Annotated in this window: 15 protein-coding genes and 2 rRNA genes (1 of these 17 cut by a window edge); 3 read left to right on the top strand and 14 right to left on the bottom strand. The window is 49.6% G+C overall.

The features are described 5' to 3' along the window. Positions 1-2,450: ribosomal RNA gene (locus ACJJIR_RS18680) — 23S ribosomal RNA — on the top strand (it extends 432 nt beyond the left edge of the window). Between the two features lie 203 nt (positions 2,451-2,653). Beyond that, a 5S ribosomal RNA gene (gene rrf, locus ACJJIR_RS18675) occupies positions 2,654-2,769 on the top strand. A 792-nt stretch (positions 2,770-3,561) separates the two neighbouring features. On the opposite strand, the gene ACJJIR_RS18670 is transcribed toward rrf, so the two are convergent. The 5 genes from ACJJIR_RS18670 to ACJJIR_RS18650 form a co-directional block, all read right to left on the bottom strand. Further along, positions 3,562-4,971: a M20/M25/M40 family metallo-hydrolase gene (locus ACJJIR_RS18670; RefSeq protein ID WP_444906451.1), complete on the bottom strand. Its 1,410-nt coding sequence runs from the start codon at positions 4,969-4,971 to the stop codon at positions 3,562-3,564. Between the two features lie 30 nt (positions 4,972-5,001). Beyond that, positions 5,002-5,352: a hypothetical protein gene (locus ACJJIR_RS18665; RefSeq protein ID WP_444906450.1), complete on the bottom strand. Its 351-nt coding sequence runs from the start codon at positions 5,350-5,352 to the stop codon at positions 5,002-5,004. A gap of 4 nt (positions 5,353-5,356) precedes the next feature. Further along, positions 5,357-6,124 (bottom strand): TSUP family transporter, encoded by a 768-nt coding sequence (locus tag ACJJIR_RS18660; RefSeq protein WP_444906449.1) that lies wholly within the window; start codon positions 6,122-6,124, stop codon positions 5,357-5,359. An 11-nt stretch (positions 6,125-6,135) separates the two neighbouring features. Next, positions 6,136-6,753 carry a 1-acyl-sn-glycerol-3-phosphate acyltransferase gene (locus ACJJIR_RS18655; RefSeq protein ID WP_444906448.1) on the bottom strand — a complete coding sequence of 206 codons (618 nt, stop codon included), beginning with the start codon at positions 6,751-6,753 and terminating at the stop codon, positions 6,136-6,138. Between the two features lie 63 nt (positions 6,754-6,816). Next, positions 6,817-8,400, bottom strand: coding sequence for a peptide chain release factor 3 (locus ACJJIR_RS18650; RefSeq protein WP_413664332.1), 1,584 nt, complete (start codon positions 8,398-8,400; stop codon positions 6,817-6,819). Between the two features lie 277 nt (positions 8,401-8,677). Here ACJJIR_RS18650 and ACJJIR_RS18645 point away from each other — a divergent pair, with 277 nt between their 5' ends. Beyond that, on the top strand, positions 8,678-10,444 hold the full coding sequence (locus ACJJIR_RS18645; RefSeq protein ID WP_444906447.1) for an aminopeptidase P family protein: 1,767 nt from the start codon (positions 8,678-8,680) through the stop codon (positions 10,442-10,444). A gap of 34 nt (positions 10,445-10,478) precedes the next feature. On the opposite strand, the gene ACJJIR_RS18640 is transcribed toward ACJJIR_RS18645, so the two are convergent. The 9 genes from ACJJIR_RS18640 to ACJJIR_RS18600 all read right to left on the bottom strand — a co-directional run bounded on the left by ACJJIR_RS18640 (position 10,479) and on the right by ACJJIR_RS18600 (position 22,609). Next, complete coding sequence (locus tag ACJJIR_RS18640; protein ID WP_444906446.1) at positions 10,479-11,153, bottom strand: response regulator; 675 nt, start codon at positions 11,151-11,153, stop codon at positions 10,479-10,481. Between the two features lie 6 nt (positions 11,154-11,159). Further along, positions 11,160-12,608 carry an ATP-binding protein gene (locus ACJJIR_RS18635; RefSeq protein ID WP_444906445.1) on the bottom strand — a complete coding sequence of 483 codons (1,449 nt, stop codon included), beginning with the start codon at positions 12,606-12,608 and terminating at the stop codon, positions 11,160-11,162. A 534-nt stretch (positions 12,609-13,142) separates the two neighbouring features. Further along, entirely contained in the window at positions 13,143-13,664 is a 522-nt protein-coding gene (locus ACJJIR_RS18630; RefSeq protein ID WP_444906444.1) for a hypothetical protein, read from the bottom strand. Positions 13,665-13,909: 245 nt separating this feature from the next. Next, positions 13,910-15,208 (bottom strand): YHYH protein, encoded by a 1,299-nt coding sequence (locus ACJJIR_RS18625; RefSeq protein ID WP_444906443.1) that lies wholly within the window; start codon positions 15,206-15,208, stop codon positions 13,910-13,912. Positions 15,209-15,491: 283 nt separating this feature from the next. After that, the gene (locus tag ACJJIR_RS18620) at positions 15,492-16,034 is read right to left on the bottom strand and encodes a hypothetical protein (protein WP_444906442.1); all 543 of its coding nucleotides are present in this window, start codon (positions 16,032-16,034) and stop codon (positions 15,492-15,494) included. A 30-nt stretch (positions 16,035-16,064) separates the two neighbouring features. Beyond that, positions 16,065-17,612 (bottom strand): YHYH protein, encoded by a 1,548-nt coding sequence (locus tag ACJJIR_RS18615; protein WP_444906441.1) that lies wholly within the window; start codon positions 17,610-17,612, stop codon positions 16,065-16,067. A gap of 30 nt (positions 17,613-17,642) precedes the next feature. Continuing rightward, a complete protein-coding gene (locus tag ACJJIR_RS18610) occupies positions 17,643-19,007 on the bottom strand; it encodes a YHYH protein (RefSeq protein WP_444906440.1) in 1,365 nt (454 codons plus the stop codon). 708 nt (positions 19,008-19,715) lie between these two features. Then, positions 19,716-21,026 carry a YHYH protein gene (locus ACJJIR_RS18605; protein ID WP_444906439.1) on the bottom strand — a complete coding sequence of 437 codons (1,311 nt, stop codon included), beginning with the start codon at positions 21,024-21,026 and terminating at the stop codon, positions 19,716-19,718. Between the two features lie 200 nt (positions 21,027-21,226). Then, complete coding sequence (locus ACJJIR_RS18600) at positions 21,227-22,609, bottom strand: MATE family efflux transporter (protein WP_444906438.1); 1,383 nt, start codon at positions 22,607-22,609, stop codon at positions 21,227-21,229. Positions 22,610-22,662 lie beyond the last annotated feature (53 nt).

Raw genomic sequence — 22,662 nt, 5'->3', positions numbered from 1 at the left:
CGATAGTGAACCAGTACCGTGAGGGAAAGGCGAAAAGAACCCCGGAGAGGGGAGTGAAATAGAACCTGAAACCGTATACGTACAAGCAGTAGGAGCCCTTCGGGGTGACTGCGTACCTTTTGTATAATGGGTCAGCGACTTATTGTCTGTAGCAAGGTTAACCGCTTAGGGGAGCCGTAGAGAAATCGAGTCTTAATAGGGCGTTTAGTTGCAGGCAATAGACCCGAAACCCGGCGATCTATCCATGGGCAGGTTGAAGGTTGAGTAACATCAACTGGAGGACCGAACCCACTAATGTTGAAAAATTAGGGGATGACCTGTGGATCGGAGTGAAAGGCTAATCAAGCCGGGAGATAGCTGGTTCTCCTCGAAAGCTATTTAGGTAGCGCCTCGCGTCTCACCCTCGGGGGTAGAGCACTGTTTGGGCTAGGGGGTCATCCCGACTTACCAACCCCATGCAAACTCCGAATACCGAGGAGTGCAATCGCGGGAGACACACGGCGGGTGCTAACGTCCGTCGTGGAAAGGGAAACAACCCAGACCGCCAGCTAAGGTCCCAAATATCAGTTAAGTGGGAAACGATGTGGGAAGGCCCAGACAGCTAGGAGGTTGGCTTAGAAGCAGCCATCCTTTAAAGAAAGCGTAATAGCTCACTAGTCGAGTCGGCCTGCGCGGAAGATATACCGGGGCTCAAACTGATAACCGAAGCTGCGGATGCTCTTAGGAGCATGGTAGAGGAGCGTTGTGTAAGCCGTTGAAGGTGGATCGGGAGGTCTGCTGGAGGTATCACAAGTGCGAATGCTGACATGAGTAACGATAAGGGAGGTGAAAAACCTCCCCGCCGGAAGACCAAGGGTTCCTGTCCAACGCTAATCGGGACAGGGTTAGTCGACCCCTAAGGCGAGGGCGAAAGCCGTAGTCGATGGGAAACAGGTTAATATTCCTGTACTCGCTATTACTGCGACGGAGTGACGGAGAAGGCTAGGCCAGCATGGCGATTGGTTGTCCATGTTTAAGGTTGTAGGCTGGGGACTTAGGCAAATCCGGGTCCCTAAGGCTGAGAACTGATGACGAAGCCCACTTAGTGGGTGAAGTGGTTGATGCCCTGCTTCCAGGAAAAACTTCTAAGCTTCAGGTAATAGTGAATCGTACTCTAAACCGACACAGGTGGTCAGGTAGAGAATACCAAGGCGCTTGAGAGAACTCTGGTGAAGGAACTAGGCAAAATGGTACCGTAACTTCGGGAGAAGGTACGCCGGTTTTGGTGATGGGACTTGCTCCCTAAGCTGAGGCCGGTCGAAGTGACCAGGTGGCTGCGACTGTTTATTAAAAACATAGCACTCTGCAAACTCGTAAGAGGACGTATAGGGTGTGACGCCTGCCCGGTGCCGGAAGGTTAATTGATGGGGTTAGCTTCGGCGAAGCTCTTGATCGAAGCCCCGGTAAACGGCGGCCGTAACTATAACGGTCCTAAGGTAGCGAAATTCCTTGTCGGGTAAGTTCCGACCTGCACGAATGGCGTAACGATGGCCACGCTGTCTCCACCAGAGACTCAGTGAAATTGAAATCGCTGTTAAGATGCAGTGTACCCGCGGCTAGACGGAAAGACCCCGTGAACCTTTACTACAGCTTTGCACTGAACTTTGAGCCTATTTGTGTAGGATAGGTGGGAGGCTTTGAAGCAGCGACGCTAGTTGTTGTGGAGCCGTCCTTGAAATACCACCCTGGTATGTTTGAGGTTCTAACTCTGGTCCGTTATCCGGATCGAGGACAGTGTATGGTGGGTAGTTTGACTGGGGCGGTCTCCTCCCAAAGAGTAACGGAGGAGTACGAAGGTGCACTCAGCATGGTCGGAAATCATGCAATGAGCATAATGGTATAAGTGCGCTTGACTGCGAGACAGACATGTCGAGCAGGTACGAAAGTAGGTCATAGTGATCCGGTGGTTCTGTATGGAAGGGCCATCGCTCAACGGATAAAAGGTACTCCGGGGATAACAGGCTGATACCGCCCAAGAGTTCACATCGACGGCGGTGTTTGGCACCTCGATGTCGGCTCATCACATCCTGGGGCTGAAGCCGGTCCCAAGGGTATGGCTGTTCGCCATTTAAAGTGGTACGCGAGCTGGGTTTAGAACGTCGTGAGACAGTTCGGTCCCTATCTGCCGTGGGCGTTGGAGATTTGAGAAGAGTTGCTCCTAGTACGAGAGGACCGGAGTGAACGAACCTCTGGTGTTCCGGTTGTCACGCCAGTGGCATTGCCGGGTAGCTATGTTCGGACGGGATAACCGCTGAAAGCATCTAAGCGGGAAGCCTCCTTCAAGATAAGATCTCCCTGAGGCCTTGAGCCTCCTGAAGGGCCGTGGAAGACTACCACGTTGATAGGCTGGGTGTGGAAGCGTTGTGAGGCGTTGAGCTAACCAGTACTAATTGCCCGTGCGGCTTGACCATACAACAGAGATGGTTACTAACGACTAGCTAAGCTAGCGGATTGTGAGTTAGAGACATACGATCGCTTGCGGTGTATTACTACAGATTGTTTTACCGACTTATTTGGGGTTATCGCCGGTCAATAATATGACCGAGGCAAACAGCGATAACGCGGCAGGCCAAGCACTTTGCTTATAAGACCAACGCCAACCCAAGCCAGTTTGCCTGACGACAATAGAGTTGTGGAACCACCTGATCCCTTGCCGAACTCAGAAGTGAAACGCAACATCGCCGATGGTAGTGTGGGGCTTCCCCATGTGAGAGTAGGTCATCGTCAGGCTTCTAATCCGAAAAGGGCCACCCAATAGGGTGGCCCTTTTTTTTATAGCTGAAAAAATATTTAAAAAAACAAAAATAAAAACAAAAAATAGGAATGAGAAAGCAGAAAATACTTAGTAGAAATTAAATAGAAAAAATAAAAATAGCTCTGAAAAATTTTAATGCTCAACTTTCTATTTAAAAAATCAGTCAGTAATTAAAAAAAGAAAAACCTAAAACTACCTGAGCACCTTAAACAGACGCTCTCCTAAAAAGCCTATAAAAATGGGTCTTTACCGATCTTCTCTCCAAATGCCTTTACACTCACTCAAAAAATAATCCAACAAAAATAACTCGCGTAAAACTCAGAAAAGTACCCATACCACTCCCGCCAAAAATTAAATTTAGCCGGTAAAAATATCGGTGATTTTTTAGTCTCTGCAGTAATCCCCTGTAACCACGGGGCCTGCAGCCCGTTTATTAAAGTTATGCACAACTCTATCCAGACTTTCTGTTAGTAACCGCTGGCTGTGGAAATCTGCGCAAAAAGTGCTGCTTTTTTACCCGCCTTCAATAGAGCCAAGCAATCACGGGGCTGGCCGGGGATATCCCGGAGTTATACACAGCTCTATCCATGGTTTCTGTTGGTAACAAAGACGCCATAAAACGGACATCAGTTATTAACAGTGTTATGAGCGATAAATCTGTGGATTACTGCGACTGATTGGTACGCCAGTATTCGAGAGAAGAAAAATTTGGGGATAAAAAAAGCCCCACCAGGTGGGGCTTTAAAAATATCGTCTGTATCTTTTATTTATTCAGAGGCAGTAGGAACTCGGCCCAAGTCTCCTTCCATTTCTGTGGTCAGGAAAGACATTACAACCCAGGCCGCTACATTCTGGCGAAGATTCTCAGGGTCGACTTTATCCAGGGTATCGTTGGGTGTGTGGTGATAATCGAAGTAGTCGGTACCGTCCTGGTATAGACCAAAGGCTGGCACACCGCGCGCAACAAACACACTGCTATCTGGGCCACCGTAAGATTCATTATTCCCGCGCTCAATACCCAGGGGGGCGAGGAGTTGCATCATTTGATCTGCAATATCAAATTTGCTCTCAGGGAGACGGGTATCGAAACGCCAGACTTTCCCTGCTCCAAAGTCTGATTCGGAGACGGCAATAATATTGTCCAGTTCTTTTACGTGTGCCTCAACATACTGCTTAGCACCTACCAATCCGATTTCCTCTGCACCAAACAGCACGACTCGCAAGGTACGACGGGGGCGCTGTGGCAGCTCAGCAATTAGACGTGCAGTTTCCATAACAATGGCAACCCCAGCTCCGTCGTCCAAGGCCCCGGTGCCTTCATCCCAGGAATCCAGGTGCGCACCGATAATCATGACTTCTTCAGGTTGCTCACGGCCAGTAATCTCACCGATGACATTAAAAGAGGGGCCGTCACTCAGTCGCTCAGTTTCAACATCAAGTTTTACCTGGACTGGCTTGCCGCGTTGGAGCATAGCCTCGAGCAGGTTTGCATCAGGAGCGGAAAGTGCGAGTGCAGGAACTGGGTTTTCCACATCATCAACCGACATCATACCGGTGTGGGCAAATCGGTCTGAGTCGGTTCCTACGGAGCGCAACAGCATGGCAGCAGCCCCTTTTTCAGCGGCAGCGCGCATTCCCAACTTGCGGCCTTGCGCCGCAGGGCCGTAGCCTTCTCCCGTGCGCGCTCTCTCCATACGCTTATTGATAAAAGCAATTTTGCCTTTCACTTGGCTGGCTGGGGCCTTCAACAGGGCCTGCACATCGGGAAACTCGATAATTTCCGCTGTTAACCCTCCCGCAGGAGTGGCGGCGCCATAGCCGAGGGAGGAGACAACTAGTGGCTGGGGGAAAGGGGATATGACTTCGGCGTGAGCATGGCCACGAATCCAGCGGGGTACCTCAATTTGCTCGGTATAGACGCGATCAAAGCCAAATGCCTTCATTTTGTCTTGTGCCCAGGCAACGGCTCTTTCATCGCCCTCAGTGCCTGTCCGTCGTGGTCCAACCTCGACGGTCAAAGACTCTACAATACTGTAGGCGTCGGAGCTTTCCAGTGCCCGGTCACGTAATACTTCCGCCACAGATACATCTTCCTGTGACAGAGGGGCTGCCTGGGCTATTCCCAGTGCCATGGTAGTGATCAGTCCCCCGGTAAGGGAAAGCAGTGGTTTCAACATCGGTCTATCCTTTGTTAATACTCTTCAGTCTTAAGCTTTTGGCTCGTTATTTGATGAGGCCGCGATCAGTTGCTCGCGAATTTCACGTAACTTACGCAGGCCTTTTTCTGTAAATAAGTAGGGCGGTTCGCCAGTATATTCGCTGTCTTCAATATTGAGGCAACGTTGTCGCATCTCTTCAAGCTTTGGGTCGTGTCGCATTGGGCAGGCGAGGAGTGCTCGCCATTCAGTATCGCTGGCTTGCCCGGTGATTACATCTTCAAGGCCCTTAACAAAACTGCCTCGGTCCATTCGAAATCTGGGTCTGCGCAGGTGCATAAGAACCCAAACCACAATAACAAAGGCAATGAAAGAAAGAATAAGCGTTGCCAGCCAGATCACGATATCAATCCTCCACTAATAGTTTTATTGCCACAGCAATGGTGGCAATAATGATTACCGGTTTGATAATACTGGCACCTCTTGCAATCACGAGGTTGGAGCCGAGACGAGCTCCTACAACCTGGGCAAAAGACATAGCGATAGCGAGCAATAGAAAAATATGGCCTCCAGCGATAAAAATTAGCATAGAGGTCACATTGGTAGCGAGCACAATAGGTTTTGTTGATGCCGTAGCCGCACGCATATTGTAGCCGAGTAGCGCTGCGAAGGCGGCTGCACAGATAGACCCCATCCCAGGGCCAAAGAAGCCCCCGTAAAAGCCGAGCCCACCGCCAACAACTAGATTAAAAGTAACGTTACTGATTCTGGGTTTTGCGTCAATGTCGGAAATGCGGGGGGACAGAATAAAGTAGAGGGCAATAGCAATGAGCAGGATGGGAAGTAAGGTATTGAGGCCAGCCTCCCCAAGTGAAGCGACTGTTAAGGTGCCTAGGCAGGAACCGATAATTGCAGCAAGTAGTCCTGGCCAGAGGGGGCGTAAATTCAACTGGCCTTTTTGCAGGAAGTTAATGGTGGATGATAGGGTGCCAAAGACGCTTTGAAACTTATTGGTACCGAGAGCATCGAGTGGGGGAATGCCGGCCCAGAGTAAAGCGGGGAGGGTGATTATTCCCCCTCCCCCGGCGATCGCACTGACAAAGCCTGCGGTAAAGGCGATTACTGTCAGTATCAGGTAGGTATAAGTAGAAAGCTCACTACTTAACTGTATCACGAGTGGACTGGTTACCCCTTTTCAAGAGTACTTTCATTATCGTGGTAATACCCCTGATACTTGCTAAAGCGCTTTTGGATCTCTGCCATATCCTGTTCCAAATCACCGATAGGCTGGTACAGGGAGTCAATGCAAATACGCTTATTGGGAAAGTCCCAGGCTACAAGCAAAATAGGAACTTGAGCGGTATAGGAAATCCTTAAAAAACCGTTCTTCCAGCGCCCTACTTTTTTGCGGGTCCCCTCGGGAGTAATCCCCACCCACATTTTTTCATTTTCCCGGTAACTCGATGCAACTTGTAGAGCGATATTACCTGCGGCGCGCCTATCGGTAGGAACACCTCCAAGCCACATAAATAGTCCTTTAAACGGGAAGAAAAAAGCTTCCTTTTTCATGAGCCAGGAAATTTTAATACCCAATGCCATAATAAATGGCATGGCAACCACAAAATCCCAATTGGATGTGTGGGGAGCCAAAGCTACCATGACTTTTCTTTCTGGAGGGATTTCCCCATCCATTCGCCAGCCGAGCACCTTGATTATCAACTTGCCAATAGCTTTGGTGATGCGATTGCCCAGCCGAGGTACTTCATTGGGTACTTCAGTAGGTATTTCTACAAACTGACTCATTATTTGCCTCTTTCTTACTGCTGTCACACTAAGGTTTCAACAAAGGTACTTAGCCTTGCTGCTTTAGTGTTCCCGCGTGGCATAAAAGCGAACTTCCGGATAGCGCTCTTCAGCTAATTGTAAATTAACGCGCGTCGGTGCCAGGTAGGTCAGGTGTCCGCTGCCATCGAGTGCCAGGTTGGTACTGGCCTTGCGCTTGAAATTCTCTAGTTCTTTGGCACTTTCACTATCTACCCAGCGCGCAGTGTTCACGTTGACGTTTTCGTAGATGGCTTCAACTTTGTATTCGTCTTTTAATCGGTAAGCGACTACTTCGAACTGTAGTACACCAACTGCGCCCACGATAATGTCGTTGTTATCCAGCGGGAAAAATACCTGGGTGGACCCCTCTTCAGAAAGCTGCTGAAGCCCTTTTTGTAATTGCTTTAATTTGAGAGGGTCTTTTAAACGTATGCGACGGAACAGCTCCGGGGCGAAATTGGGAATGCCGGTAAATTTCAGTGCTTCGCCTTCGGTAAAGGTATCGCCGATCTGGATAGTACCGTGGTTGTGCAAACCAATAATATCGCCGGCAATGGCCTCTTCTACGTGGGTTCGGTCGCCAGCCATAAATGTCACCGCATCGGCAATTTTTACATCCTTGCCAATGCGCACATGCTTCATTTTCATACCGCGATTGTAGGTGCCGGAGCAGACACGCATAAAGGCAATTCTATCGCGGTGTTTGGGGTCCATATTCGCTTGGATTTTAAAAACAAAGCCGGAAAATTTATCTTCGCTGGGCTCTACTTTTCTCTCTTTGGTTTCCCGGGATTGGGGTGAGGGCGCCCATTCAACGAAACCATCGAGCATTTCCCTTACGCCAAAGTTACCCAAGGCCGTACCGAAAAATACCGGGGTCAGTTCACCGGCAAGATAAGCTTCCTGGTCAAACTCATGAGTGGCTCCACGAACCAATTCAATCTCTTCCCGAATATCCTCGGCGTACTCGCCAAGTAGTGCGTCAGCCTCAGCGGAGTCCAGACCCTTAATTTGAATATCATCGGGAATTCTGTGGCCCTGACCTTGGGAGAATACATGGATGGTATCGGTGTAGAGGTTATAGACCCCCTTGAAACCTTTTCCTGAACTCAAAGGCCAATTGATAGGGGCAGCCTGGATATTCAGAACTTCTTCAATCTCATCCATTACCTCGATCGGGTCGCGAATATCCCGGTCGAGTTTGTTGATAAATGAGAGAATCGGCGTTGTTCGCAAGCGGCACACATTCATCAACTTGATGGTGCGGTCTTCCACACCTTTGGCCCCGTCAATCACCATCAGTGCGGAGTCGACGGCGGTGAGTACCCGATAGGTATCTTCAGAGAAGTCTTCGTGCCCCGGTGTATCCAGTAGGTTTACAGTCCTCTCTTTGTAGGGGAACTGCATAACGGAAGAAGTAACAGAAATACCGCGTTCCTGTTCCATCGTCATCCAGTCAGAGCGTGCGTGGGGACCTTTTTTCCCCTTAACGGAGCCCGCTTGCTGGATTGCATTCCCGAACAAAAGAAGCTTTTCGGTCACGGTTGTTTTACCGGCGTCCGGGTGGGAAATAATGGCGAAGGTGCGGCGGCCGGCAAAGCCTGCCAGGGAAGAACTTTGACCCATACTTTAAGATTCGATCACTGGATATTCGAAAAAAATAGGGGCGTATTATACACGCAGGCGTTGCTCCGAGGGTGGGGTATACTGCGAAATTAGACTTGTCAGTTTACCAGCTCGGCGAATGGGGTCATGTCAATGGGCTGAGTTGCCAGCGGGACTGGCACACCTGGACAATTTGCTCAAATCCATTTGGATTAACACTGTGCTCTGTTGTGGCCAACAGTCATCGAGGAGCTTTTAGCGGTGCAGTGGCAAACTCAGTTATTGAAGGGGAGAGGTTATGAGCCGGGAGCGTTTACAGGCATTGCAGGAAGAGTTGCAGCGGCAGGGTGTCGATGCTTTCTTGGTACCCCGGGCTGATGAGTACCAAAATGAAAGTGTGCCTGCGGCAGATGAGCGACTGCCCTGGCTGACAGGTTTCACTGGTTCCGCAGGAATGGCTGCGGTAGGCAGTCGAGAAGCGGCACTATTTGTTGATGGTCGCTATACCTTGCAGGCGCAGCAACAACTCGGTGATCAACCCATTGAGTTAATGAGCCTCAGTCAAGTCGCGATCATTGAGTGGCTATGTAGTCAGCTGGATGCCGGTCAGTGTCTGGGGTATGACCCGCGACTGCACACGGAGCCGGGATTGGCCTTGATCAAGAAGCGATTGGCTGAAAGGGATATCCAACTACAGCCGATGGAACAGAGCCCGATTGATGCCATCTGGAATGACCGCCCCGCATCTCCCTGTGGGCCTGCGCGCCCACACCCCTTCATCTTTACTGGTGAGCATTCCAAAGAGAAACGGCAGAGGATTGCCCGACGTCTTGCAGAAAAACGAGCCGATGCTTTATGGCTACCAAATCCTGAAAGCTGTGCTTGGCTTTTTAATATCCGTGGAGAGGATATTCCGCACTTACCAGTGGCCTTGGCCAATGCAGTCCTTTATCGGGATGGCAGTGCAACTCTTTATTTGGGGGAGGGCGCTGTAGGGGATGCGTTGATTGAGCACTTGGATAAAGATGTAAGTCTAGTCGTGGCCAAAGGGGAATTATTTGAAAATATTAAGCGCCGTCACGTCAATAAAATATGGATAGATCCCCTGATTAGCAACAGTTGGACTTTACAGCAATTGCGGGCACTGGATATTGAACTAATGCTGGAAGGTGACCCGGTCACTGAAGCCAAGGCCTGTAAGAATGCGATTGAACTGGCAGGGAGCCAGGCTGCACACGAAAGGGATGGTGCTGCGGTGTGTGAATTCCTGGCGGAAATACCTGAACAGGTTGCCACAGGCCATTTTGACGAATTGTCCGCAGTAAAGCTTTTACGAAGTAAAAGAGAGGCTCGCGAAGGCTTTCAGGGCAACAGTTTTGAGACAATTTCCGGCTATGGTCCGAATGGGGCCATTGTTCACTATCGGGTGAGCCCTGAATCCAGTTTGGCTATGAAGCCAGAAGGGGTATATCTGTGCGATTCTGGAGGCCAATATCCAGATGGCACCACTGATATTACCCGAACAGTCGCTCTGGGTGAGTTCCCGCCTTCGGCAAAAGAAAATTTTACCCGGGTTTTAAAGGGACATATTGCAATTGCGACTTTGCGATTCCCCAGGGGGACTTGTGGAGAGCAAATTGATACGCTTGCACGCCGTTCGCTGTGGGAGGTAGGGCTGGATTATGCCCATGGTACTGGTCACGGTGTTGGTAGTTTCTTAAGTGTTCACGAGGGGCCACAGCGCATAGGTAAAGCTGTAACAGGTGTTGCTTTTCAGCCGGGGATGATCGTTTCCAATGAACCGGGGTTTTATCTCACTGGGCAGTACGGTATCCGTATTGAAAATTTGGTGTTTGTGAAAAAGAGCGAAAATTATCCAGATTTTCTAGAATTTGAAGAACTTACGTTAGCTCCAATCGACCGTAATTTGATTGATGTGGCACTACTTACTGAGACTGAGCGGGAATGGCTGAATCGCTACCACCAGAGGGTGCGAGATGTGATTACCCCGCTGGTTACTGAAAAAACTGCTGAATGGTTAAAATTGGCTACTGAAGCTTTGTAGTGTGAATCTGGGGGCTGCGTGCCCCCAGGCATAATTAATTTATCTCAAACTTATAGCCAGCACCGTACACAGAGTGAATTAACTCTTTTTCAGGCATAAGCACTGATATTTTCTTGCGCACTTTTTTGATGTGGCTATCAATAGTTCGGTCGCTGATTACGCGGTAGTCGGAATAGATACGGTCCATGATTTGTTCGCGGGAAAAAATTCGACCGGGCTCACTGTAAAGTAGGTCAAATAGGTGGAACTCCAGCGCAGTAAGGTTGGCGTCTTTACCTCCGATTCGCAGTTGCCCGGTATTTCTATCTAGTTCGATGCCACCATTTCCGATTTCGCCCTTTTGTGGTCGACGGCGCAACACCGCTTTCACCCGTGCGACGAGTTCCCTGGGGCTGTAGGGTTTACAAACATAGTCGTCGGCACCGGATTCCAGGCCGCGCAAACGATCGGGTTCCTCAATTTGCGCAGTCATTATAATAATTGGAACGTCGTTGCCTTTTTGGCGAATCTCTTCGCAAATCTCCATCCCATGCCGCCCAGGTAGCATCAGGTCGAGAAGGATCAAATCCGGTTTCATAGTTTCCACTTTGGGGACAACCTGATTACCATCAGAAATGATCTCGGCTTGATAGTCGGCGGCATGAAGATAATCCAGTAGAAGGTGCGCAAGTTCGGTTTCATCTTCGACTATTAATATTTTGGCGCTCATAACTTCCTACCATTTAATCCTTTGGCTTAGGGGTAAAAAAATACTTATTTCAAGGCCGCCCATAGTGGACGGAGTTGCAGAAATGCTACCCTCGTGTGCTGTAACAATATTTTGGCAAATTGACAGCCCCAAACCCGCACCGCCGGTTTCCCGGCTGCGTGAACTATCTGCCCTATACAGGCGCTCGAACAGGTGTGGTATATCAGCACTGGCAACACCGGGGGCGGAGTCGGCGAAAGTGATAATGGCTGTTCGGGCTTCACAGCGCGCAGTTACTTTGAGTTGTCCCCCACTATCGGTGTAGCGCAGGCTGTTGGTTAACAGGTTGCTAAATAACTGATTGAGGCGTGCTTCATCTGCGTAGACTAACTTATCTTCCGATAGTTGGAGGTCACTGCTTAAGTGAATACCTTTCTGGTCGAATGGAATCTCAAAGTCTTCGATAACACTTCGTAGGATATTCTCCAGGGAGATGTCGGACTTGCAGTAACTTAGTGCCCCCGCGTCGGAGAGAGACAACTCATAGAGATCATCTATCAGGCGGCTCAATTGTTGAATTTTGCTGTGCAGTATGCGCAGGTTCTCTGGTGTGGCTGATCTGATACCGTCTTGAATGGCTTCAATCTGCCCTTTTAATACTGCGAGAGGTGTGCGCAGCTCATGCGAAATATCTGCCATCCATCGGTTTCGGGCATGTTCATTTGCTTCCAGCGTTGCGGCGAGCCGATTAAAGTCAGCACTTAATTGGCCCAGCTCATCTCGCTGCTCTATATCAATACGGGTTTTGAAGTTGCCGGATGTAAGATGGGATGTCGCTTCGGTCAGCTTACGGATGGGCCTTACCAGCTGCCAAGCAAGGGGGATGGCAATGGCCAGTGCCAGAATGAAGGTGGCAACAGAGATAAGAGCGAAAGTCCGCGATTGCTCTTTAACAAACCCTACGGCCAAATCATCATCTAACACGGGTAGTGGATTGATAGCCAGGTAACCAACGGTTTCTCCGTCCACAACCAGAGGCTGCATTACCATGTTCTCAGATCCTGAATAACGACCTATCAGAGGTCTTTTCTCTTTGTTCAACAGGACCAGGCGGGCATTAAGCGACTTGCCCACTGCGTGTTCAGGTGGGGGCTCAGGCGGGCGGCGGGGGCCCCTCGTACCCGGAGGTGGACGATGTGGGGGGGGCATATCCTCAAAGTGACTGGACATCACGCGTCTGTGGAGTCTTTGCCAGCGCCTGCTATTGCCGTCGATAGATTGCCAGCTCCCTTCGCTGGCGTAGATTTCTTGTAACTCATCTACCAAATCGCCGACCTCGCGAAGCTCCTGAGACTGGATATAGGTCATAAAGCCATGCTTAAAGCTCCACTGAAAGAATACGAACATTCCGCCAACAGTAATTGCTGTAGTCAATAAGAAAGCGAGGCTTAGTTTATAGCGAATATTTAACGACATAGCCGGTAGCTTGGATTTCAGTAGCCTGTGTTCACAGTGAGCTCAGGTGCATTTTACTCTGTTTCCACTTAGGAAACGCGGCTCAGAAGATCAAGCCTACACTTACTGTAAATATCAGAGCAATCTTTTAACACTCCGAGAGTCTCACGATAAGAGCCCGAGCTAAGGAGCCTCTGAATAACTCCGTAATACCTCTGCGGGTCTTGAAGTCTGCAGATGTTAGGCGCAGCTCGCCGCGAATGGCCGTAGCCCTTTGCAAGAGCTGCAACGCAGCAGATGCGGCCTTCAAGGCCCGCCCTTCGGGGCTTGCAGAGCGATTCACACTCCGCGTTGCGACTTCTTGAAAGGTCTAGACATTCCTGCGAAGCCGCGCCTTGATTGTGAACCGCTCTGCATGCCAGAGGCATCACGGAGTTATTCAGAGGCTCCCTAAGTGCCAATATACTTAGCTTGGTTATCCAAAGCTGTTCTTGGGGCCTCCATGCCCTGAGTCGGTAGGAGAGATTGAGTCCCTACTGGTAGTTACTTCTATTGTTATCCCGGTTTGCCTGTGCTTACTCCCGGCTTTATTGGAGATGTAGAAAAACGATGCAATATCAGATCGGGCTTATCGAGCCGGATAAATAGAGTTGCAAGAATTCTCTTCCCTCCCCGGCTCCAGGTACTGTGGTCATGGGCGTTAAGAGTGACAGTAATTTGGTTGAAGCCCGATTTAAACAGCTTGTCGGGAAGGTGTAAGTCTGGACCATAGATTCGCTGTATTTTCTTACCATTGATATAGAAATGGGCATGACCTTCCAGATATTGCTTTGAGGCATCATTGGCATGGCGAGGGGATTCTAATTCGAACCGGTCGTAGTCTATATGTAGGTTATATCCGGACATTTTATCGCGACTAATGTCCAGTTCGATGCGCGGTGCAGCATTGTGTAAAGGGATCTCGACTACTGGGTGTTGGTCGCCGTTATGGCCCGTGTGTGAGTCTGGCTGTGCTGTAGCAAGGTTGGTTATTCCCCAGATAAAAGGCCCGATAAGAACGGCTCGAAGAATTTTCATTATTGTCTCACTCCCAGGTTTGGCGATGGGGCAACATACTTTATTCAAACTGCTGTTGCTGTGAATACTTCTGGTTACCAGTGCTTTTAGTCTATCGGGTGCTATTGCTCCAGTTACTTCCATTACCTGGGGTGTCGGTCCCCGTAAAAACAAGGGACCGCAAAGCTTACACTTACTGCGACTCCAGGGAGATTTCCGGCGTATTAGGAAAGTGGCTTGGCCTTCAATGTTAGTGCACCGCTGAACTACTGTGTTGAGCACTCATTGACAATAGTTTGATCATCTAGCTTGCCGTAAAAGCGGGGGCCAAAAGTATATGGGAAGGCGGGGACAAGCTCACCATCATCATCGACAGTGACAGTCAGGTGGTAATGGTATCCCCTTTCGTCATCTGAGTGACCGTTATGCTGGTCCAAATATACTCCGCCTTCATTAGTCAGGTCTTCGTCCCAGTAATAGTCCTCGTAGAAAAAGCCCGCCGCTGTAGTGAACTCATTGCCTGACAGGGAGGTATAAGAGCCACTTGTCGTGGGGCCGGTATTCGATGTTGTTTCGACTCCTTGGGAGAGGTCGTATTCATCCACCAAGAGACAGCTTCTCTCGCCTGCTACGCCGCAACCGCTCTCGGAGCTGGGGTCGTCATAATCTCGTACAGCCCAGCTGTTTTCTGCGAGTTCTCCTTCACTCTGCCAGGGGCCATAGATTGCATAGCCGTCGGCGGTATAGCCGTAGATAGGGGAGTGGTCGTCACCTATATCGCCAACAAGATCGGCTAGGCAATCGCTATAAAAGTGATGGTGGTAATCTCCGTTTGCGGCGTGTCCACCACAGATATCCACATCGTAGACCTCAGCAACCGGTGCCAGGGTTTGCCAGGTGCCATCCACTGATTGACCATCACCCCAATCATAAATAGAGACGCCATTTACCCAGTAGCCCTGTACGCCGAGCCCCGTTGCGCACTCCTCCGTTGCGGGCTCGGGTTCGACAGGGATGTATCCGACATGAGAGACGTTCTCTGGGCAAACGAGCCCTGGTGGCCAAAATCCATAGCCGGCATCTACATCACAGGTGCCAATACCCGTATAGCCAATATCTTGCCCAAAGCTGACAATATCTCCAACGCTGACAGTGGGGCTGCCGGTTTCGAAATCAGAGGAGGCTAATGGACGTTCAAGTAGTCCGTCTAGAATACTTTGAGTAATTTCAATCTCGTAGTCGGGAACACCGGTTGCTGAGACAACGGTGTATTCCCGGCCATCTACGGTTTCTGATGCTACACTCTGGACGTTGACCAGAACCTGCTCATTGCTGTTACTTTCATAAATGTAAGGCGCGCGTTCGTCATCAGTATTCATAATCCAGACACCAGTATCAGTGCTGGAATCTGACTCTTCAGAGGAGGTCTCAGAAGAGTCATCGCCATCCTCATCTGAGGAAGAGCCACTATCGCATCCCTGAAGAACTCCGAGAGATATTATCAACGCTAGTGTATAAGAGAGTGTAGGCTGGCCATTCCGGTCAAAAATTTTAATTATTTTCATATCACACCGTGGCATATGGAGGAGTTGCTCCCCGAACCTAGCGCACAAAAGTGAATGAAATGTGGATGGCCTGCTAGCTACATTTTATATCCTCTTTATCGTCTTAATTTTTTTCAGATTTGTGCACTGCGTTCAAAAGCGATACTCCGTGAGTCAGGCAAAAATATCTTATTGCTTTATTGTAAATAGCCTAAGTAGCCTTTAATTATTGGGCAGGCTATTAATTAAATATTTTTTTGGGTATTAGCTCCAATTCTTTCTTTGAAAAATTCCAGGTCTTAATCTAATTATCAGGTCGGCTGACTTTGGCTATTTGTTTGTTGCCCCCGATAGGTGACGTTGAAAAGCGGTGTAGTACCAGCTCTTTCTTATCGAGGTGCACAAATAAGGTTGCCAGTATTCGTTTTCCACCACGGCTCCAGGTGCTGTGGTCGTGGGCATTGAGAGTTACCGTGACTTGGTTAAAACCGGGTTTTAGGAGTTTTCCGGGAATATGTAAATCTGAGCCATATAGGCGTTGGATCTTTTCCCCATTAATATAAAGGTGGGCGTGCCCTTCTAGAAACTGCTCAGAATCATCATTGGCAAAGCGTGGGGATTCCAGTTCAAACCGGTCGTAATCAATATGTAGGTTATAGCCGGACATATCGTCGCGGCTCATGTCCAGTTCGATTCTGGGAGCGGCAACATGCAGAGGTATCTCTATCACCGGATGCTGATCGCCATTGTGACCCGCGTGAGGATTTGGCTGTGCCGCATATGCGGTCATAGAGACTGAAACAATCCAGGCCAAAGACCCAGCGATAAAGAACCTGTGCATTTTCATTTAACTCTTACTCCCAAGTTTGAATATGAGTTAGCGGCCAACGGTGGTTGAGCAGCGATTGACGATAGTTTGGTCATCCAGTTTGCCGGCAAAGCGCGGGCCGAAGGTAAATGGGAAAGCTGGAATTAATTGGCCACTGTTATCCTGCGTCACTGTCAGGTGGTAGTGATAACCCCTTTCGCTGTCAGTGTGTCCATTGAATTGATCCAAGTATTCGCCACCCTGCGCTGTAAGGCTTTCATCCCAGTAATAATCCTCGTAGAAAAAACCTGCCGGAGTTTCAAATTCGTTTCCGGATTGAGAAGTGTAGCTACCACTGGTAGTGGGGCCGGTGTTATTTGTATTGGATACGCCGCGATCAATATCATATTCATCGACTAGCAGACAGCTGCGTTGCCCGGCAACGCCACAGCCGGTGTCTGAACGGGGATCGTCGTAATCCCGTATTGCCCAGCTGCTTTTAGCTAGCACACCTGCGTCTTCCCATGGACCGTAAATTGCGTAGCCATCGGCGGTATAGCCGTAGATAGGGGAGTGTCCATCGGCGGTGTCCCCGGCAATTTCAGCCAGGCAATTACTGTAAAAGTGATGGTGGTAATCGCCGTTAGCTGCATGGCCGCCACAGATATCTACGTCATAGACTTCTGCCATGGGAGCCAGGGTATGCCAAGTGTTATTTACTGACTGCCCGTCACTCCACTGGTAAATTGAGGTTCCATTTACCCAGTAACCCTGTACACCGAGCCCAGTTTCACAGCTGTCAGTGGATGCCTCAGGCTCAGCAGGAATATAGCCTACATGGTCGACGTTTTCGGGGCACACGGGACCTGGGGGCCAGAAGCCATAACCGGCTTCTGAGCCGCAGCTGGAATTACTGCGATAGCCGATGTCCTGGCCGAAGCTAACAACCTCACCAGTTTGTACCAAGGGGTAGCCATTGACGAAGTCTGTAGAAGCTTTTGGACGGCTGATGAGTGCGTCTAGTATTTCCTGGGTTATTTCAATCTGGTAGTCCGGGATACCGGTAGCAGATACGCGGGTATATTCCTTTCCGGCAACGGTTACAGATTCAATACTTTGCACATTAACCAGAACCTGCTGATTACTGTTACTTTCGTAAATATAGGGGGCGCGTTCGTTAGTTGAATTGATAATCCAGGTAGTACCGGAGCTCTCTGTTACCGAGCTTTCCTCGTTACCTGAAATGGTCGAATTATCTGAGGAGCCGGAATTCTCTTCGTTAACGTCCGAAGAAGTGTCCTCGTTATTATTCGATGTATTGCTTGTTTCGTCGGTAGTTGTTTCTGTTGGATTATCTACCGTAGTATCTGTTGGACTTTCCTCTTCAACTGTATTGCTGTTTGAGTCGGTGGAGGAATCTGCAGTGTTATTTCTAGTGTTTTCTGAATTTATCGAATTGTTGTTTTGCCAGTTTCTTCCATTGCTATTGCGAACAGGTACTTCCCTAACCGAACGTTGATCGTTGTTATGCCCAGAGTTGGGATTAGGTTGAGCCACAACACTGGCTGCAGTTAGCCAGGCTAATGAGCCGGCAAGAAAGTACCCGTTAATTTTCACGAGAAGGTTACCTCAATTTATCTTTATTGGTTACCGCCCCACGGTTGTTGAGCATCGGCTGACAACAGTTTGGTCATCCAATTTTCCGTAAAAGCGCGGTCCAAAAGTGAAGGGAAAGGCGGGGATTAATTGTCCATCGCTATCGACAGTGACGGTAAGATGATAATGGTATCCTCGCTCATCATCTGAATGGCCATTGTACTGATCTAAATAGACTCCACCTTGAGCTGTAAGTTCTTCGTCCCAATAATAATCTTCGTAGAAAAAACCAGCAGCTGTTTCAAATTCATTTCCGGACGCGGAGGTATATGAATCACTTGTAGTTGGGCCAGTATTAGAAGTAGTTTCCACGCCTTGGGAAATATCATATTCATTGATTAATAAGCAGCTGCGCTCGCCGGCGACACCACAACCACTTTCGGATGAGGCATCATCGTAATCTCGAACAGCCCAACTACTTTCAGCTAATTCACCCTCACTTTCCCAAGGGCCATAAATTGCATAGCCGTCGGCGGTGTAGCCATAAATTGGAGAGTGGTCGTCACCAATATCGCCGACCATCTCTGCGAGGCATTCACTGTAAAAATGGTGGTGATAATCACCGTTTGCCGCGTGACCACCGCAAATATCAACGTCGTAGACTTCAGCTAGGGGGGCGAGTGTATGCCATGTATTATCAACACTCATCCCGTCACTCCATTGATAAATAGAGGTTCCATTTACCCAGTAGCCCTGTACCCCTAAACCAGTTTCACAACTGTCAGTTGCAGGTTCAGGTTCAACGGGAAAATAGCCAACATGGGAAACATTTTCAGGGCAGACAGGCCCCGGTGGCCAAAAGCCATAACCAGCTTCTGCACCACAGGACGAATTACTTTTATATCCAATGTCCTGCCCAAAACTGACAATATCACCAACGCTGACATAGGGGCTGCCGGTTAAAAAGTCAGAGGATGCTTTTGGACGTTCCAGGAGTGCATCGAGAACAGTTTGTGTAATTTCGATAGTGTAATTTGGAATGCCGGTTGCTGATACAACAGTGTATTCTTTACCGTCGACAGTTTCAGATTCAACGCTCTGAACATTTACTAGTACTTGTTCATTGCTGTTACTTTCATAGATATAGGGTGCGCGCTCATCATCAGTATTTAGAATCCAAACCCCGCTATCGGTGCTCGAGTCTGAGCTGTCACTATCATCTGAAGAATCGTCATCGTCATTATCGTCTCCGGAATCTGAGCCGCTGTCGCTAGTATCTTCAGATGACGAATCTGAATCAGATGAAGAGCTGCCGCCTCCACCGCATGCTTGGAGTACGCCGGAAAGTAATACCAGAGATATTACATAAGGCAAAATGGACTTTCGGTCCGTGTCAAAAATTTCCGTTAATTTCATAGCACACCGTGAACTAGATGGGGGTTAGTCCAGAAATTAGCGGATAAAAGTGGAGAAAATGTGGATAAATATTAACCTAATTTGCAAAGGGTTAAATTGGCTCTCTATTTCTGCTTAGTTTGTGCGTAAGTTCAAAAGGATGGCTTTTCTTTCTGTATCAACAGTTAAAAAGTTATTTGCTGGAAAATTACTTATCTCGTTAATGACTTTCTTTGTATTTAATTTAAATAAAATATTATTCTTTCGATATTTTTTTGACTAAAAGGTCTAGGGAGCCTCTGAATAACTCCGTAATGCCTCTGCGGGTCTTGAAGGCTGCAGATGTTAGGCGCAGCTCGCCGCGAATGGCCGTAGCCCTTGGCAAGAGCTGCAACGCAGCAGCTGTGGCCTTCAAGGCCCGCCCTTCGGGGCTTGCAGAGCGATTCACACTCCGCGTTGCGACTTCTTGAAAGGTCTAGACATTCCTGCGAAGCCGCGCCTTGATTGTGAACCGCTCTGCATGCCAGAGGTATCACGGAGTTATTCAGAGGCTCCCTAGTAGTTGGCTGGCTGTATTTAGTGAAGCCAGCTACTGAAAGCAGAGGCCTGGGTTCTGAGACTGTATTTGGGAGAGTCGCCAGTCTGGAAGCTTTAACCGGTTCCAGGCTGGCGTGGGGCTTTATCAATGACTTATAGGTGATATAGGTAAGCTGTTTTCTGCTGGTCTAGTTACATGGGCGGTGGGCCAGGGGGAAAACCTCCGCCGACTTCATCGGAGCAAACATTCACAATTGTCTGGTCATCGAGTTTGCCGTAAAAGCGGGGCCCAAAAGTATAGGGGAATGATGGTGTCAGCTGCCCTTCATCATTCAGTTCTACCGTTAGGTGGTAGTGATAACCACGCTCGCTGTCACTGTGCCCATTGTATTGATCCAGATAAGCGCCCTCCTGATTGGTCAAATTGGAGTCCCAGTAATAGTCTTCGTAAAAAAAACCGCTGGTGGTTTGAAAAAGGTTGCCTGATAGGGACGTAAAAGTATCGCTGGTACTGGGGCCGGATTGGGCAAGTGTATTTGTGCCTTGTGATAAATCGTATTCATCTACCAGTAAACAACTGCGCTCACCGGCAATCCCACAGCCGCTGGTAGAGTCGGCATCGTCATAGTCTCTAGTGACCCAGCTACTTACTACAAGTACACCATCGGCCTCCCAAGGGCCATAAATGGGATAGCCATCAGCGGTAAACCCGTAGACGGGGGAGTGGCTATCTCCAGTGTCTCCAACCAAGTCGGCCAGGCAATCGCTGTAGAAGTGGTGGTGATAGTCTCCCCGAGCAGCGTGTCCACCACAGATATCAACATCGTACATCTCAGCGACCGGTGCCAGAGTATGCCAGGTACCATTCACGGACTGTCCATCGCTCCACTGGTAGATAGAGGTGCCGTTGACCCAATAGCCCTGTGGTCCGAGTCCACTTTCACAAGCTTCTTCTGAGACCTCTGGCTCAGTTGGAAAATAGCTGTTGTGGGAAACATTTTCTGGGCAGACAGGGCCCGGCGGCCAGAATCCAAAACCCGCTTCGGCGTAGCAGGTATGTGGATTGCTGCTAAAGCCGATATCCTGACCAAAACTCACGATATCGCCAATTTGTACCGTGGGGCTGCCGTAGACAAAGTCGGTGCTCGCCTTGGGGCGATTGATTAGCTCGTCGTAGATAGCGGTGGTGATTTCAATTTCATAATCCGGGATGCCGGATGCAGTGACTTGAGTGTATTCCCTGCCGTCGACAGTGACGGTTTCGATGCTTTGTACATTGACCAGGACCTGCTCATTACTATTGCTTTCGTAGATGTAAGGCGCCCGTTCATCGTCGGTATTTAGCACCCAGGGGCTGCTGTCATCGCCAGTATCGTCATCTGATGGGGGTGGATCTGAATCGTCATTGTCGCACCCTGTTAAAGGTGCACAGACCAGAAGTATTGTCAGTGCGCTGATTAATAGGGTGCGGGTTTGAAGGGGGGAAATCTCCTGAAGCCTCATCGAATCACCATCCATGTTTCGCAGTAAGAGAAGAAGGCGGGCTATGCTGCTGTCTGCCGGGGTTTGGAGGAATTTGAAGTTATCGGCAAAAATGGCAAGTAATGTGTACGCTGCCCGTTAAGGCACTGATTTCCTTGTGTTGTGTTTTTAGGGGGGGATAGATATGGGCCCAATCAGGAGTGATTCGGCCCACAGATCGATCAGTTGGTTGACAGCTCGGGGCTGGTTGTTGTCTCTGCTGTGCGCTGGTGCGTATCGCGGCGCAGCCACCACCAGGAAATAAAGCCGAGAATCAGGTTGGATGCTGCTGTAGCGACAAACAGGCCGGTCATGCCCCACAGGCTGTTCCCAATCCAGGCCAGGGGTAGGTAGAGACCCAGTACCCGCAGGAAAGAAATGACAGTTGCTGGCAGCGGTTTCCCGAGTCCATTGAATGCGGCATTGGCAGACATCACAAAGCCGTACCCGGCATAGCTGAGAGGCACCAGGGTCAGGTAGGCAACAGCGACGGCGAGAACTTCGGTGGAATCACTGAACAGACTTACGATAGGTTCTGCAACAAAGTAGAGAAGCACAGCCAGCCCAGCTCCAAATACCAGGCAGAATTTTGCCAGTACGCTCACGGTTTCCCGCAGGCGGTCGGTCTTTTCCGCCCCGGCGTTCTGTCCCATAAAGGGGCCGACCACAGAGGAAAGTGCGTAAAATACAATGAGTGCCAGGGGTTCTACTCGGAGTGCGACTCCCAGGCCCGCGACGGCGTCTTCGCCGTGCACGGCAACGAGTGCAACGACAACACCTCCCGATACGGGAATAATGACATTGGTGAGCACAGCGGGAAGCCCGACAGCTAACACTTTGCGCCAGGATTCGAGTAGGCCGCTCAGCCGCCATTGTGGGGCTGTCATTAGGTGTTCTTTTTTGATGATGAAGTAAAGTGCAGCAATAAAGCTCAGGGCGCGCACGATAATCGTAGCGATAGCTGCTCCCTGGAGCTCAAGTCGGGGAAAGCCGAAAAGCCCAAAAATCAAAATGGGGTCGAGAATCAGGTTCAGTAGGGCTACCGCCACCATAATACGGCCGGTTACCGCGCTGTTACCAATGGCGCGAAGAGCAGCGAGCGCGACGGTCGGGACAATGACAAAGATGGTTCCCAGATACCAGGGGATCATGTAATCGGCAATAAGCGGAAGCATATCGGGGCCGGCGCCCAGCAGCTCAAATAGAGGGCGCATGGTGGCCAGGCCGACTGCAGTAATCACAACAGCAATCAGCAGTGCCAGTACAGATGCGTCAGTTACCAGGCGGCGAACGTTCTTTATATCCCCTGCGCCGTAAACCCGGGCCACAGCCGAAGAAGTACCTGCGCCGAGACCGATAGCAAAGCTGTTTATGGCCATCACTACCGGGAAGGTGAAACTCATCGCCGCCAGGGGGCCATCGCCCAGCTGGGAGACAAAATAGGTATCGGCGATATTAAAGGACATGGCGGCGAGAATTCCCCAGACCATGGGTAGTGCCAGTCTCTGTAAGTGACTGGAAACTGAACCTTCCAGCAGTGATGGGCTGCTTTTTGATAGAGACATGTATAACTCTTGTCAATCCAACGAGGGGGTTGGGAAGTCGGGAATAGTGTTAC

The sequence above is a fragment of the Microbulbifer maximicatervae (SeqCode) genome (assembly GCF_052467385.1).
The sequence above is the reverse complement of the archived record's forward strand: the minus strand, read 5'-3'. Positions and strand labels throughout refer to the sequence as shown.

Coding starts and splice junctions, on each gene's coding strand:
- ACJJIR_RS18625 (WP_444906443.1), bottom strand. CDS start 15,208: ATGAAAATAATTAAAATTTTTGACCGGAATGGCCAGCCTACACTCTCT.
- ACJJIR_RS18620 (WP_444906442.1), bottom strand. CDS start 16,034: ATGAAAATGCACAGGTTCTTTATCGCTGGGTCTTTGGCCTGGATTGTT.
- ACJJIR_RS18600 (WP_444906438.1), bottom strand. CDS start 22,609: ATGTCTCTATCAAAAAGCAGCCCATCACTGCTGGAAGGTTCAGTTTCC.
- ACJJIR_RS18640 (WP_444906446.1), bottom strand. CDS start 11,153: ATGAGCGCCAAAATATTAATAGTCGAAGATGAAACCGAACTTGCGCAC.
- ACJJIR_RS18645 (WP_444906447.1), top strand. CDS start 8,678: ATGAGCCGGGAGCGTTTACAGGCATTGCAGGAAGAGTTGCAGCGGCAG.
- ACJJIR_RS18650 (WP_413664332.1), bottom strand. CDS start 8,400: ATGGGTCAAAGTTCTTCCCTGGCAGGCTTTGCCGGCCGCCGCACCTTC.
- ACJJIR_RS18635 (WP_444906445.1), bottom strand. CDS start 12,608: ATGTCGTTAAATATTCGCTATAAACTAAGCCTCGCTTTCTTATTGACT.
- ACJJIR_RS18670 (WP_444906451.1), bottom strand. CDS start 4,971: ATGTTGAAACCACTGCTTTCCCTTACCGGGGGACTGATCACTACCATG.
- ACJJIR_RS18610 (WP_444906440.1), bottom strand. CDS start 19,007: ATGAAATTAACGGAAATTTTTGACACGGACCGAAAGTCCATTTTGCCT.
- ACJJIR_RS18630 (WP_444906444.1), bottom strand. CDS start 13,664: ATGAAAATTCTTCGAGCCGTTCTTATCGGGCCTTTTATCTGGGGAATA.
- ACJJIR_RS18605 (WP_444906439.1), bottom strand. CDS start 21,026: ATGAGGCTTCAGGAGATTTCCCCCCTTCAAACCCGCACCCTATTAATC.
- ACJJIR_RS18655 (WP_444906448.1), bottom strand. CDS start 6,753: ATGAGTCAGTTTGTAGAAATACCTACTGAAGTACCCAATGAAGTACCT.